Source organism: Labrys neptuniae, assembly GCF_040797145.1.
Lineage (GTDB): Bacteria > Pseudomonadota > Alphaproteobacteria > Rhizobiales > Labraceae > Labrys > Labrys neptuniae.
This window is the reverse complement of sequence record NZ_JBFNQD010000004.1, coordinates 420,617-434,713: the sequence shown is the minus strand read 5'-3', so window position 1 is coordinate 434,713 and position 14,097 is coordinate 420,617. Positions and strand designations below refer to the sequence as shown.

Genomic DNA, 14,097 nt, shown 5'->3' with positions numbered 1-14,097 from the left:
TCCCGACCTTCCGCAGGAGCGTCCTCCCGAAAAGTCGATAGACTTTTCGGTCAAGAAAACGCTTCAAGGCAACGAGTTGGATAAAAAGGGCGGTTCCGATAAATCGCCCTTTGCCCAGGAGCAGGGAAGTCGTGATTTCCTTGATCTTCTGCGCCGCCTCGAACATCTGGCAGGCACCAAGCCGCGCATCGGCGAGAGTGCGTCCTCGGCCGAAGCCGTAGCGAAGCTAGGCCAGCAGCCCCACATCGATTTTTCCGACGACAACGTCAGCCACGTTGCCCCACCCGAGGGAGGTCCTGCCACGGTCGAGAGTCGCTTCCTCGGCATGCTGGGGCCGCAGGGCGCCCTGCCGCTGCACACCAGCTATGAAGCGACCCATTGGGCCAATATGCGCGACGTGGCTTTCGCGCGTTTCCTCGACATCTTCAACAACCGCTTCCAGCAATTGTTCTTCCGGGCCTGGGCCAATGCCCGGCCGGCCGTACAGGCGGACCGGCCGGAGGAAAACCAGTTCCTCACCTATCTCGGCGCCATGATCGGCATCGGCACGCCGGCCATGCGCGGGCGCGGCCAACTGCATGATTTCTCAAAGCTGGCACTGGCCGGCCTGATGGCGCCGGCGATCAAGAGCGCCTCGCGCATCGAGGGCATGCTCGGCTGGCTGTTCGATGCCAAGGTCGAGGTGCAGGAATTCGTTGGGGTGTGGTTGCCGCTCGAGGCGCGCGAGCAGGCCGTGCTGGCAGCAGGCAGCTGTGCGCTCGGCGTCGACAGTATCATCGGCCGCTCGGCCTACAGCCTCAAGGACAAGTTCCGCATCAGGCTGGAAGTCGCCAATCTCGACGAGTTGGAGACCTTCCTGCCCGATGGCCTTCATTTCGAGCCCCTCGCCGACATCATCCGCTTCTATCTCGGTGAAACCTTCATCTACGACGTCGAATTCGGCCTGGCGGAAAGCAAGACCAAACCCGCCCAGCTTGGCGGCTTCGGCCGCCTGGGATGGACCTGCTGGATGGGCAGGAAGGGGGCTGCCGATCCAGCATCCGATCGCATGCGCTGGGACTGCCATTTCCATCCCGCCGAGATCCGCGCTGAGCGGCGTCGCAAACCGAAAAAAGGGTCGTAGCCATGGCCGATGTCAGCCTCGAAGTCCTCACCGGCAAGCTCAATCCGCTCGGCTATGACAGCTTCATGCAGGCCTTCCGCCTGGCCCAGGGAGCGGGCAACCGCAATCTGGAACTGGCGCATTGGCTGCAGGCGGTGCTGCAGGCCGACCGCAGCGACCTTGCCCTGACGATCACTCATTTCAAGCTCGATGCCGGCCGGCTCTCGGCCGACCTCAATGCCGTCACCGCCGGCTTTGCCATGAACAAGACCGAGCTGCCCGGCTTTTCCGACGACATTTTCGACGCGCTCAGCCAGGGCTGGAACTATGCCACCCTGATGTTCGGCGAAACCCAGGTGCGCACCGGGCATGTGCTCACCGCCATCCTGAAGGAGCCGCGCCTGGCGCGCACGCTCAACGGCCTGTCCAAGCAGTTCCGTCTGATCGATGTCGAGCAGCTCACCAACGAACATCGCAAGATCTGGCAGCAATCTGCCGAAGAAAACATGCGTCCGATGGACGGCTCGGGACCGGTCGCCAAGGGAGCGGGCGGGGAGGCAGGGCCTGCCGCCAAGGGTACCAGCGCTCTCGACCGCTACGCCGTCGACCTGACCGAGCGCGCCGCCAGCGGCACGATGGATCCCATCGTCGGCCGCGACGAGGAGATCCGCCAGGTCATCGACGTCCTGATGCGCCGGCGGCAGAACAATCCCATCCTCACCGGCGAAGCCGGCGTCGGCAAGACCGCGGTGGTCGAAGGCTTTGCCCAGCGCATCGCGGCCGGCGACGTGCCGCCGCCGCTCAAGGGCAACAAGCTCTACGCGCTCGACATCGGCCTGATGCAGGCCGGCGCCTCGATGAAGGGCGAGTTCGAGCAGCGCCTGCGCTCGGTGATCGACCAGGTCCAGGCTTCGGCGATACCGATCATCCTGTTCATCGATGAGGCCCATACCTTGATCGGCGCTGGCGGTGCGGCTGGCACGGGGGACGCCGCCAACCTGCTCAAGCCCGCTTTGGCCCGGGGCACGCTGAGGACGATCGCCGCGACGACCTGGTCGGAATACCGCCAGCACATCGAGAAGGAACCGGCGCTGACCCGCCGCTTCCAGCCGATCAATGTCGGCGAGCCCGGCATCGAGCAGTGCTGCAACATGATGCGCGGCCTGCTGGCGCCGATGGAAAAGCACCACAACGTCCATATCTCGGAAGCCGCGGTGGTCGCCGCCGTCAAGCTGTCGAGCCGTTACATCCCTTCGCGCCAGCTGCCGGACAAGGCTGTCAGCCTGCTCGACACGGCGGCCGCGCGCGTGGCGGTCTCGCAGAATGCGACGCCGGCGGCGGTCGAGGATGTGCGCGTCGCCATCGAGGCAGGCGAGCGCGAGTTGAAGGCCCTGGAGCGTGAACGCGATGTCGGCAATGCCGACGAAAAGCGCATCGGCGAGGTGACGGAGACCATCACTGCCGCCAGGGAGAAGCTGGCGGCGCTGGAGAAGGCCTGGGGCGAGGAGAAGGCTGTTGTCGCTGAGCTGATGGCGGCCCGCCGTGCTATCGCCGAAGGCGGGGAGGGCGCCGATGCGGCTCGCGGCAAGCTCACCGGCATCATGGCCGACCTTGCCGCCATCGATCCCGAAAAACGTATGGTCTATCCCTATGTCGACGAGCAGCCCGTGGCCTCGGTGGTCTCGGACTGGACCGGCATTCCCGTCGGCCGCATGGTCAAGGACGAGGTCGAGACCATCCTCAATCTCGGCGACATTCTGGCCAGGCGCGTGGTCGGCCAGGATCATGGCCTGAAGATGATCGCCCGGCGCATCCAGACCAACCGCGCCAAGCTCGACAATCCCGACAAGCCCATCGGCGTCTTCATGCTTGCCGGCCCGTCCGGAGTCGGCAAGACCGAGACGGCGCTGGCGCTGGCCGAGGCGCTCTATGGCGGTGAGCAGAACATGATCACCATCAACATGTCGGAGTTCCAGGAGGCGCATACGGTCTCGACCCTGAAGGGGGCACCGCCCGGCTATGTCGGCTATGGCGAAGGCGGCCGGCTCACCGAGGCCGTGCGCCGCCGGCCCTACAGCGTGGTGCTGCTCGACGAGGTGGAGAAGGCCCACCCCGACGTGCACGAAATCTTCTTCCAGGTCTTCGACAAGGGGGTGATGGAGGACGGCTCGGGCCGGCGCATCGATTTCAGGAACACGCTGATCATCCTCACCACCAATGCCGGCACCGACATGATCATGGATGCCGCGGCGAACGGCGCGCAAAAACCCGATCCGGAGGCGCTGGCGGTCGAGCTCAAGCCGCATCTCCTGCAGGTCTTCCCGCCGGCGCTGTTGGGGCGCATCGTCACCATTCCCTATTACCCGCTGTCCGGTGACATGCTGGGCGCCATCGTGCGCCTGCAGCTCGATCGCATCGGCAAGCGCATCCGCGACAATCACGGCGCCAGGTTCAGCTATGACGATGCCGTGGTCGAGAAGATCGTTTCCCAGTGCAACGATCCGGATTCGGGGGGGCGCATGGTCGACAACATCGTCACCAACACGCTGCTGCCGGCGCTGTCCCAGCAGATTCTCGGTAAGGCCATCGCGGGGCAGCAGATCGAGGAAGCCAGGGTGGGGGTGGAGAACGGGGAGTTCTCTTATGCAGTGTGTTAAGCGGCGGATCTCTGCCGCCTAGGAATCCTCAGCCAAGCCAGCGATGCATCAGGCCGGTCGGGTACAGGCACCTCTCGAAAAGTCCAGGAGAAGGCGATGGCATTACAGTCGAAGAGCTTCGGTGGCGACAGCAGGCTCGAGGCCGCGGCGGTTTCCGATCCGGCCCACATCCTGCGCGGAGCGTCCGGTGAACACGTGTCCAAGGTCCAGCGTGCGCTCATGCAGTTGTTCGATGAGGCAAATATCGAACGTGCCGAACTGAGCGATGCCAAATATGGCGAGACCACCGAGAAGACGGTGAAGGCCTACAAATCGCGCAAGGGCAAGGAAGTCATCAACCACACCTATCAACAAAGCCCGGATGCCATCGTTGGCAAGATGACGATGGCCAAGCTCGACGGCGAACTCGTTGAAAAGGAAAAGGACGATCCAGACTATTTCTTCTTCAAGGACGACCAGAAGGCGTTGGTCAAGGATGATATTGCCCGAGCCAAGGTCATGGTCGCCAACGTGGTCGCGAGGCTTCGTCTGGTTGGCGGGATAGGCAAGGACGGTGGTTTGGTTATCATGCCGCGCAACTACCTTTACTACGAGACGAAGTTAAAGATACTCAACGTCTTCCACATAAACTCTTTCCGGGAAGACGATTTGCCCGCGCCAGCGGATGTCGTGCAACGACTGACCCGGGAATTCTCGGGCTTCAAGGGGCTGCCGGAGCAGGCCGGCGATATCTCCGATCAGCTCGGTTTCTCTATCCTGTTGGAGAATTACGCCAACCTGCAGGCAAGCCTGGACCGCCCGTTCAGATGCGAATTCTACACGATGGGAACCTTTCGTGGTTCGCCCCTGAGCTTCTTTGCCGCCTTTGTCGACGCGCGCAATCCAAAGGACGAGACCGTCCGCTTCACCCGCCACTATTTCGATGAGCAGATCATGCCAACGCAGGATGATAGGGCCGTGACCGTGGCTCACGAGCGTTGCCATACGATCTTTCGCGCAAACGGGCACCCCGGCACGGGGGACAATCCCTTCTGCGTGACGCCCCATCTGGGCGATCCAAACGTGACCTCTTCGGAGGAAGCCTTGATGAACCCCTATTGCTACGAATGGTTCATCGTCGCGATGCAACCGGCTTATCTGCCCAGGCAGAATCGAAACAACGGCTGCGGCACCTGATGGCCGCCTGGTACCGCCACGGTTCGACATGATGGCGATACGTTCTGGAATTTGTAAGGCGTCCCGGGTGACGCCGACCACGCCGCCGCCATCCCTTATTCGCAGGATATGCTGTCGGTGCCGTGGAGAGTAAGACCAGACATCGATCAATTTATTCAAGCGTGCATAGTTGAACTGAAAGTATTTTTCAGTCCATCGAAGGCAGAGGGGGCGATGTGACACCAAAAGAATATCTCGATCGATACACCTATCTGAAGTTCTACAGCCCGCTCAACAATGAGCTGATCTCGGCTGGCATCACCATGTATGGCTCGGGCTGGGACTTCCGAAACGGCAAGGCCGGCACCGGCCAGGTGATGCAGCGCGAGCATGCCGCCTTCACGGCGGCGCTCCGCATGGCGCATCATGGCAACGTCAACAAGCCATGCGGGACAAAGTTCTTCTTCGACCAACAGCCGCTCGGCCTGATCCAGCCGACCGAGGATTTCTACGCCACCACCTTCATCCAGGCCTTTGTCGGCAAGGGCAGCCCCGACGAGATCACCGACACGCTCCGCCTCGCTTATGCGATCGGCCGTATCGGCACTGGCAAGGATGTTGCGGGACAGCCTTGCGCCCGGGCGACGGCCCAGGCCTATGCGACGGATTTCATCACGCTCGACTGCAACGGGCTGGTCGGCAACTACTATGGCGGCAGCCCCTCGGCCTCCATCGATGCCTATGCCTCGACCGCCCGGCGCCGGACCAGGATCGAGGATATCCAGCAGGGCGATGTGGTCGTCACCCATTGTGCGGCCTCACCCTATGAGCATATCGCCCTGATCGACTCCTGCACCGTCAGCGGTTCGACTGCGAGCATCCAGTTGGTCGAATGGGGCTGGTATGGCGGCGAGGAAGTCCACTATTCGAAGGAGGCGAAGGCCTATTCCATCGTTCAGGGACCGGAAAAGGCCTATGGCATCGGTTGGGCAGCCAGAAGCAACGTCAAGCCGGTTGATTCCTTCAGATATATCTTCAGGCGCCCGAGCGAGGAAGAGCCGCACGGATGGTCATGATCTTCCATGTCGAAGACCTGGATAATGCTTGGAATGTTTCGACGACATCGTCACGCAGACCGCGAGAAGGAAGGCCATCATGGCTTTGACATCCGTTCGTTTCAAGAATGAACACTCTTTGCAGCGCATCGAGGCCGGCAACGACGTTCTGCTGCGCGGCATGTCCGGCCGTCATGTCCATCTCCTGCAGATGGCCTTGATCGATCTCGGCTTCGCCATGCCGGTCTCGACCCAGAGCCAGGATTACAGCCCCGACGGCGTCTACGGCATCGAAACGGAATCGGTGGTGAAGGCGTTCCAGCGGCGCAACCCGCCCCTTGCCGACGATGGCAAGCTCGGGCAGGCGACGATACGCGAGATCGACAAGCAGATCGGAGGATTCAAGCATCGCGTGCGGGTGCATTTCCGGTCGCTGGCCCTGAGCGACGTGCCGTTCGAGCGCATCCTGTCGAGCGCCCAGGCCGTCTATGCCCAATATGGCATCGAGATCTTCTTCGCTTCCGGCGAGTCGCTCGGCCTGACGCAGGACGAAGAGAACCGCTTCAACGTGGTGGGCCAGAACTGCACCTGGCAGATGGATTCGGGCGAGTTCGCAGCGCTCCACGCGCTCGGAACGCCCGTCCCCAACAATGATGTGAAGCTGTTCTTCGTCAACAGGTTCCAGGAGAACAACGTACTGGGCTGCGGCGGCCATGCTACGGGCAAGCCGGCCTGCGCCGTCACGCATGATTGCTCGCGCTGGGATCCGGCGCATGAGATCGGGCACGTGATGCTGACGAGTTCCTTCGCACCGGTGCATTCGGGCAGTACGCGCAACCTGATGTTCGCAACTTCGAGCAACGGGCCGACGCCGTTGGCGCTGACGGAAAAACAGCTGAAGCAAATCCGCAGCTCGCCGGTCTGCCGCGCGGTTTGATGGATCTGGAGCGGGTTTACGACGAGGCTATGCAGGATCGAACCCGCCATCATCGTCAGGGGCGATGGTTTCCGGAGCTTGCCGGATTTCGGGAAGACGTCGACGGGTGTTGCAGCAGGCGGGTCAGGCGTTCCTCCGCAATCACCAGCCGTCTTACCTGGTCGCGCATCACCACGAGCGCGACCGAGGGCAACTCGGCGAGGAGATTGAGAAAGATGTCCTTTGCAATCTTCAAGGCCGCGACCTCGGTGGTTGCCACCACGGTAGCCGAGCGGGGCGCGCCGCTGATCAGGCCCATTTCGCCGACGATGGAATGTCGTCCCGTGGTCGAAAGAAGGAGTCTCTCGCCCGCAAGTTCGATGAAGGCGTCGACGGTGCCGGAGAGAATGATATAGGCTGCATCGGCGAGGTCTCCCTGGCGGAACAGGATCTGGTCCTGTTCGAAGGAGATGCGCTCGCAGGTAAAGGCGATCAATTTCAGCCGCGGCGTGTCGAGAGCTGCGAACATCGGTACGTCGCGCAGGGCCTGGATCTCGGCGAGCTCCTCGATCGGCGCTTCCGGCGCTGTCTCCTGGACGGCCAAGGGCGCAGAAGGTTTCGACACGGATTCAATGCGGTTGCCGCGGGTCGTGACCACGACATCGAACGGGTCGCGCGGGGGGGCATCGCGCATGGCGACGATAAGCGTGCGGCCCTCCATGCGCCGACGCACCATCTCCAGGATGGTGGCGCGCTGACCCTCCGGGAACATCAGGTCGAGCTGATCGAGGATGAGAATTCTGGGACGCTTGACGAGGCAGCGAGCCAGGGCAAGGGCACATCGATGGGCCGCAAGCAGCAGGCGCCCGCCGGGGCCGGCCTCCTGGTTGAGACCGAGCTGGTAGATGATCCGATCAAGGCCGCAATCGTGCACGACCTTGTGCAATGTCACCATGACCCGTTCCTCGGCATGCGCCATGGCATGATCGATACGCCCGAACAGGAGATTGTCGCGCAGCGGCGCGGCGGGGCAGAGCCGATCGGGAGCATGGAATTCGAGCATCCCGGCGAACCGGGCCGGATCGAGGGCCATGATCCGTCCGCGGGTTCGCACGATCTCTTCGGCGAGGGGGGCAGTGAGCAGCCCAAGCCGATGGCGGGTCTCGATATAGTGGAGCGCCAGAAGGAGCAGGGAGCGGCGTTCCGGATAAGCGAGTGCGCCCGCGCCGCGTGTGCCGGCGCGAGAAGCAATCTCGGCAAAGCGCGGCAGCTCACTCGACGAGATGAAGGAGAAGCGCTCGAACACGGCGTGATCGCTGGAGATCTGCGAGAAGATTTCCACCATGGTCGCGGCGACTTTCAGCCCCAGGGCAACGAGGCTGTCGTCGAGCCCTCCTTCTGCGAGCAGCGCGGCAATTTCCGGGTCCTCGATCAGTATCTCGATGGCACCTTCGGCAACCGGAACGCCGAAGAACAGATTCTCGCCGATGGTGGCATAGCGATTGAAGCGGGTCGGATCGAAAGGCTCGATCAGGTCTGCCAGATGGGTTTCCTCGAGTTCCCGGACGAGGCGTCGGCGGCAGTCGATGAGGCGTTGGGCGAGATCGCGATCGGGTTCGGCGTCGAATTTCCGCGAGAGCCCGAAGCCATAGATGGCATCCGCCAGGCCGATTTCGCGCAGCAGGGCGATGATCATGTCGTCGAGCTCGCCGGCATCGGCTGCGCCAGCTCTGCGCAGATCGATGGAAGGGGCTGCAGCTTCCCCCTCTCCGTGGGGGCCAGGCCCATGGCCGGGTTGACGGTCGCCTTGATCGGCTGGAAGCGGCAGGTCTTGCCCGATGGGCGCCCCGCGCAGGCCGTAGACGATGTTCTCGCGGATGGAGCGCCCGAAAATCACGAAATCAGGGCCGAGATAGCCGAGATTTTGCCCGATCCAGCCCGGGGAGAAGGCAGCGAGATCCTGTCCGGCAAGGCGCACATTGCCGTCGAATTCCGTCAGGCGGCGTGCGAGAAGCTGGGCCAGGGTGACGAAGCCTTCGCCTCGGGATCCGGTCAGCAGGACATGCGCACCCAGCGGCAGGACCAGGTTGGCATTGTCGAGCAGGACGTCGCCGCTCGGCGCCCGCACTCTCAGCGCCTCGATCGCGATGGTGCCGCCGGCGGCCAGGTCCGGTGTCTCACCAGCGAGTTCGGGCAGCTCGGCCAGGGAGAACTGTTCCAGGATCTGCTCATATTTGACCTCGACATCCTGGCGCTGCTGGTCCCAGTCGATCAGCTCCTTGATGGGCGGCGGCAGGTCGCGATAGGCGGCGATCACCGCCACGAGCTGGCCGATGTCGAGCGAACCGCGCAGGGCGAAATACCCTCCCAGCGCGTAGAACAGGAAAGGCGTTACCTGCGCCAGCACGGAGTTGATGAATTTCACCATGAACTTCCGGCCGTAGAGCCGATAGCGGATCCAGAACAGTTCATCGAGCAGGCCGGTAACCTTCTGCCGTTCATAGGCGGCCGTGCCGTGATTGCTGACCTCGCCTATGCCGTCGACGATCTCGCCGATATGGCCGGCAAGCGAGCGCGAGCGCGCCTGGCGCTGGCGCCCGAGCCTGAGCTGCTCGCGCCGCAGACGCGGGATGACCGCACCCTGCACCAGTACCATCGCCGCGGCCAGCAGGCCGAGAAGAGGGCTTTGCAGCAGGATGAAGCCAAGCGCGGTAAGCGCCTGGCTGCCGAGGAAGGCGGGCTGGATATAGGCATCGCCGACGAAGCCGCCGATGGGCTCGACCTCGTCGCGGATGATGGTGGCGACTTCGGCCGAGCGGACATTGCGGACCGCCTCCGGCCGGAAACGCAGCAGCAGGTTGAAGAGATCCAGGCGCAGGCGGCGCAGCAGGTCCTCGCCGAGCTTGCCCTTCTGCATATTGATGACATAGCGAAAGGCGCCGTTGATCAGCACCAGCAGCATGAACACCGAGCTCAGCACCATCAGATAGGCGATGCGGGAGAACGTCATGCCGGGATAGTGCAGGCTGCCGCCTCCCAGGAAGGCCGGCAAGGCCAGGTTGAAGGCGAAAAGCGGAGCCTCGGTGATGCCATGCTGGAAAGCGCGTCCCTGGATGGCGTCGTTGACGATGCTGCGTGGCAGGTCGAGCGATAGAAAATAGAAAGGCAGGGACGCGAGTACGACAAGGAGAATGACGACCTGTTGCCGGCGGCTGTTCTGCCAGATGTAGGAAAACAGGGGTGGCAACCCTTTGCCGGCCGCTGCCGGCTCGGCAGGTTTCCGGGCCGGCCCGCCGGGCGATGTGGTCGCCATGAATGCTCGCTTCACCGGGAACCTCGTACCGACAGTCCACGCAACTCGATCGACGCCTTTTCAACCGTCGTCCGAAGTCGAAAGTCCAAGTAAACGAATGATTATATTGAATTTATCTTATGGATTGAGGCATTTCAAATTTATAGCGAGCCCGTCGACAATTGTATCTACCTCTTCCGAACAAAGGAGGATCCCATGCCCTGAACTTGCCGCGCAGTCCCGTCCGCTCCCCAGTTCGAACTCCCCATGGCATGTCCGGATATCCGCCGGACGGGCTGGCGCCCGGCGACCGCAGGCCCTGACAAAGACGAAGCCTGCTGTGCAGGTATGGGCTGCCCAAGATCGGGAAAAGTGAGTAAAATCCTGCCTTTGGAGCAGGAAGATAGGTTGTCTTCCGCTGACGACGTCCGATCCATCGGATCCGAGGCCGGGCTTATGGCCGAAGGCAGGGTAGGACGCTCGTTTCACCCGCGGCGGATCGTTCCATGGCGTGTAGGGGTTGCGGTCTGGAACTGGCATCGGATTTCGCGTTCTGTCCGCATTGCGGGCGATCGCAGTCAACACCCTGTGCGAATTGCGGTTTTGTCTGCGAGCCGGGTTTCGCCTTCTGCCCGCGCTGCGGAACGGCACGTACCCCAGGCATGCCTGCCGCCGACATTGCGCCCGTGCCCCCTGTCGATGCGGTCGCCTCAACCGGAACACTCGATCGTCCCGAGGCCAATCGGCGGCAGGTGACGGTGCTTTTCGCCGATGTCTCCAGTTTTACCGCCCTTGCGGAGCGGCTCGACCCGGAGGACGTCCGGGCCTTCCAGAACGCCCTGTTCGAAACGCTGGCGAATGTGGTGGCGCATTATCAGGGTTTCGTGGAGAAGTTCGTCGGCGACGCCGTGCTGGCAGTGTTCGGAGCGCCCCTGGCCCATGAGGACGACCCGGAGCGGGCTCTCGACGCAGCACTGGACATGACCGTCGAGGCAGCCCGCCTCGATGCGTGCTGGGCGGGGCGCCTCGGCCAGCCGGTGAGCCTCCATATCGGCGTCCACACCGGTCTGGTCGTGGCCGGGCATCTCGGCCAGGCCGCCGGCGCGACCTATGCGGTGACCGGCGACACCGTCAATACGACGGCCCGCCTGCTGGCGGCGGCCTCGGGGGCCATCCTGGTCTCCGAAGCGACCCAAGCGCTGACCCGGCATCGTTTCGGCTTCGAGCCCGTGCCCGACCTGACCTTGCGCGGCAAGGCGGCCCCCGTGGCAGCCTATCGATTGACAGGGCGCCTGGCCATGCCGGCGTCCGGACGAGGGCTGGCCGTGCACGGGCTGGAAAGCCGGATGGTCGGCCGCGAGGCGGAACTGGCACGGCTCGTCGCGCTCTTCGAGCGGGTGCAGGCCGGATCGGCCCAGGTCGTCACTCTGGTTGGGGAAGCCGGCTCGGGCAAATCGCGGCTGATCGCCGAATTCCTTGCCACGCTCGAAGCGCAGGGAAAGCTTGCCGGCGGCGCTGTCCGCCGTGCCGCCTGCTCGTCCCTGGGCGAGCCCGCCTATGGCGTCTTCGCTGCCCTGTTCCGCGAAGCCTATCAAGTGCATCGTGACGACACGCTCGAAGTGGCGAGCCGGAAACTGGCCGCGGGCCTCGTCGCGCTCGGTGCCCAGGCCGACATGACGGAGGCCTTCGCACCGGTCCTGAACTACATGCTGGGCGTGGAGGGCGAGCCGCCGGGCGACCTTGCGCCGGAACAGCTGAAACGCCAGATTGCGCTTGCCGCACGGATGCTGATCGACCGGCGCCTCGATCAGGGGCATTTGCTCATCGCCGTCGAAGACCTCCATTGGGCCGATACGGCCTCGGTGGATCTCTTGTGCGACGTGGCCGACCATCTTGCCGATCGGCGCCTGATGATCGTGCTGTCGCATCGCCCCGGCAGGCCGCTCTTGCACCTCGCCCGGGCCCTGCAGGCGAGCCTTCACCTCGACCCGCTCTCGGCGGACGAGACGCGGGCCTTCGTCGGCTCGCTTTTCGGTGAGGCCGATGGCGGCGCGCTCGAGGATATTCGGACCTTCGTCGCCCGGCGGGCGGGTGGCAACCCTCTCTTCGTGGAGGAGATCGTTCGAAGCCTCGTGGCCAGGGGGGTCCTCAAAAGGGAAGGCGATCGCTGGATCCGCGCGGCTCCGTTCGACGCCGAGGAGGTACCGCCAACCCTGCAGGGGCTGCTGCTCTCGCGTGTCGACGGCCTGGCCCCCGAGGAGCGGCGCGTGCTGTACGCCGCCGCCGTGCTCGGCATGGTGTTCGAGCAGGCCCTTCTCGGCGATGTCGCTGCGGAACCGGCTGCCGTCGGCGCCGTGCTCCGGCGCCTCGCCGAAGCTGGTCTTGTCTGCCGGGTCGAGGGCGATGGCGGGAGCCATCGCTTTACCCATGCGCTTATCCACGAAGCCGCCTATCACAATCTGCTCCTCTCCCGCCGGACGGAACTGCATGAACGGGCGGGCCTCGCGCTCGAACGTGCCGTGGGCAGCCAGCCCGAGCGATTGGGCGATCTCGAAGCGCTGGGGCATCACTGGAGCCTGAGTTTCGACAGGGCCAAGGGCGCGCGCTATCTCATGGCGGCCGGCGATCGGGCCCGTGCGGTCTACGCCAATGAAGACGCCATCCGGCACTATGAGCGGGCCCTGCGTACGCTGGCCGATTGCCGGGAGTGCGAGAATGACATCCTGGCCACGCGGGAACGGCTGGCGGATCTCCTGGCATTGGCGGAGCGGCGAACCGAGGCGGCGGATCACTACGAGACAGTGCGCCAGGCGCTCGAGGCCGCAGGCGATCGGGTGGGAGCAGCCCGGCTCCAGCGCAAGATCGGCGGCCTGCATTGGGAGGCGGGTGACCGAGAAGGTGCCAGGGCCTGTTTCATGCAGGGCCTCGCTTTGCTCGGCGACGAAGGCTATTTGCCAGAGCGCGCGCAACTGTTCCAGGAGGTCGGCCGGCTCGCCTTCCGTGCGGGCGACAATGAGGGAGCGATTGGCTGGGCGGAAAGGGCGCTGGCCGAGGCGGATCGGAATGCCGGCGTCGATCCCGAACCGGACCGCATGCGTGAACTGGCGGCGATACGCGTCCAGGCCTACAATACAATGGGCGTGGCACTGGCACGGACCGGCCGGCCGGCGGTCGCCGTGGAGCAGATCGAGCGCAGCGTCCGGCTGGCCGAGGATCACCATCTGCTGCAGTCGGCTTGCCGCGGCTACACCAATCTCGGCGTGCTCTACAGCACCTTCGATCCCGAGCGCAGCATCGCGACCTGCCTGCGCGGATTGGAAACCGCCAAGAAGGTGGGAGACCTCGGTTTCCAATCCCGCATCTATGCCAATCTCGCTGTCGCCTATTGTGCCCTGACGGATCGGTGCGAGGCTGAAGGCGTCAAGGCGGCGCAAATGGCGGTCGATCTCGACCGTCGGCTGGGTCTGCTCGACCATCTGGCGGCGCCGCTGATCATTCTCGGCCAGATCTATCAGTGCCGGGGCGAGCACGCGCTTGCCTTCGCATCCTATGAGGAGGCCTTGCGCCTGGCCGAGCAGATGGGTGAGCCGCAATTCCTGTTTCCCTGCTATGACGGTCTGGGCACGCTCCATCTGGATGCTGGGAACCAGGACCAAGCCGCGCTATACTTGGCCAAGTCGGAAGAGGTCTGTCAGCGTGCCGGCCTCGAACCGGATGCCCTGATGGTTCTGCCGTTTCTGTGCTAGCTCGATTGCGTGTCGTCGCCGCGTTTCTGCCGAAAGCCGGCATCTCATTTTTCAACGCGATATTTTGGCTTGAGCGTTCAGTGACTTGATCGAGACGCCCTGAATCCGAAGTGCCTCGAAGCGAAGGGCAAAAAGCCAAAAACCGTTTCAAGACAACGCGTTCCGCCTTGAGAT

The 14,097-nt window shown here is 63.7% G+C and carries 7 protein-coding genes and 1 pseudogene; 7 read left to right on the top strand and 1 reads right to left on the bottom strand.

Translation table 11 applies throughout. From position 1 onward, the window contains the following. Positions 1-76 precede the first annotated feature (76 nt). From tssG to ABXS05_RS15850, 5 genes are all read left to right on the top strand, one after another. On the top strand, positions 77-1,123 hold the full coding sequence (gene tssG / locus ABXS05_RS15870; RefSeq protein WP_367624577.1) for a type VI secretion system baseplate subunit TssG: 1,047 nt from the start codon (positions 77-79) through the stop codon (positions 1,121-1,123). A gap of 2 nt (positions 1,124-1,125) precedes the next feature. Then, positions 1,126-3,759, top strand: a complete 2,634-nt coding sequence (gene tssH, locus ABXS05_RS15865; protein ID WP_367624576.1) for a type VI secretion system ATPase TssH — start codon at positions 1,126-1,128, stop codon at positions 3,757-3,759. 96 nt (positions 3,760-3,855) lie between these two features. After that, the gene (locus tag ABXS05_RS15860) at positions 3,856-4,935 is read left to right on the top strand and encodes a peptidoglycan-binding domain-containing protein (protein ID WP_367624575.1); all 1,080 of its coding nucleotides are present in this window, start codon (positions 3,856-3,858) and stop codon (positions 4,933-4,935) included. Between the two features lie 215 nt (positions 4,936-5,150). Beyond that, positions 5,151-5,990, top strand: a complete 840-nt coding sequence (locus tag ABXS05_RS15855) for a hypothetical protein (RefSeq protein ID WP_367624574.1) — start codon at positions 5,151-5,153, stop codon at positions 5,988-5,990. A 79-nt stretch (positions 5,991-6,069) separates the two neighbouring features. Further along, complete coding sequence (locus ABXS05_RS15850; protein ID WP_367624573.1) at positions 6,070-6,906, top strand: peptidoglycan-binding domain-containing protein; 837 nt, start codon at positions 6,070-6,072, stop codon at positions 6,904-6,906. Between the two features lie 55 nt (positions 6,907-6,961). On the opposite strand, the gene ABXS05_RS15845 is transcribed toward ABXS05_RS15850, so the two are convergent. Continuing rightward, complete coding sequence (locus ABXS05_RS15845) at positions 6,962-10,198, bottom strand: cyclic nucleotide-binding domain-containing protein (protein WP_367624572.1); 3,237 nt, start codon at positions 10,196-10,198, stop codon at positions 6,962-6,964. A 485-nt stretch (positions 10,199-10,683) separates the two neighbouring features. On the opposite strand from ABXS05_RS15845, the pseudogene ABXS05_RS15840 reads away from it, so the two are divergent. Continuing rightward, a pseudogene (locus tag ABXS05_RS15840) lies at positions 10,684-10,809 on the top strand (double zinc ribbon domain-containing protein); the annotation flags it as partial. A gap of 30 nt (positions 10,810-10,839) precedes the next feature. Then, positions 10,840-13,923: an ATP-binding protein gene (locus ABXS05_RS15835; protein ID WP_367624607.1), complete on the top strand. Its 3,084-nt coding sequence runs from the start codon at positions 10,840-10,842 to the stop codon at positions 13,921-13,923. The last annotated feature ends 174 nt before the right edge of the window (positions 13,924-14,097 follow it).

Bases quoted from the DNA above. Each gene is read 5' to 3' on its own strand.
- tssH (WP_367624576.1), top strand. From the start codon at position 1,126: ATGGCCGATGTCAGCCTCGAAGTCCTCACCGGCAAGCTCAATCCGCTC.
- ABXS05_RS15860 (WP_367624575.1), top strand. From the start codon at position 3,856: ATGGCATTACAGTCGAAGAGCTTCGGTGGCGACAGCAGGCTCGAGGCC.
- ABXS05_RS15850 (WP_367624573.1), top strand. From the start codon at position 6,070: ATGGCTTTGACATCCGTTCGTTTCAAGAATGAACACTCTTTGCAGCGC.
- ABXS05_RS15845 (WP_367624572.1), bottom strand. From the start codon at position 10,198: ATGGCGACCACATCGCCCGGCGGGCCGGCCCGGAAACCTGCCGAGCCG.
- ABXS05_RS15835 (WP_367624607.1), top strand. From the start codon at position 10,840: ATGCCTGCCGCCGACATTGCGCCCGTGCCCCCTGTCGATGCGGTCGCC.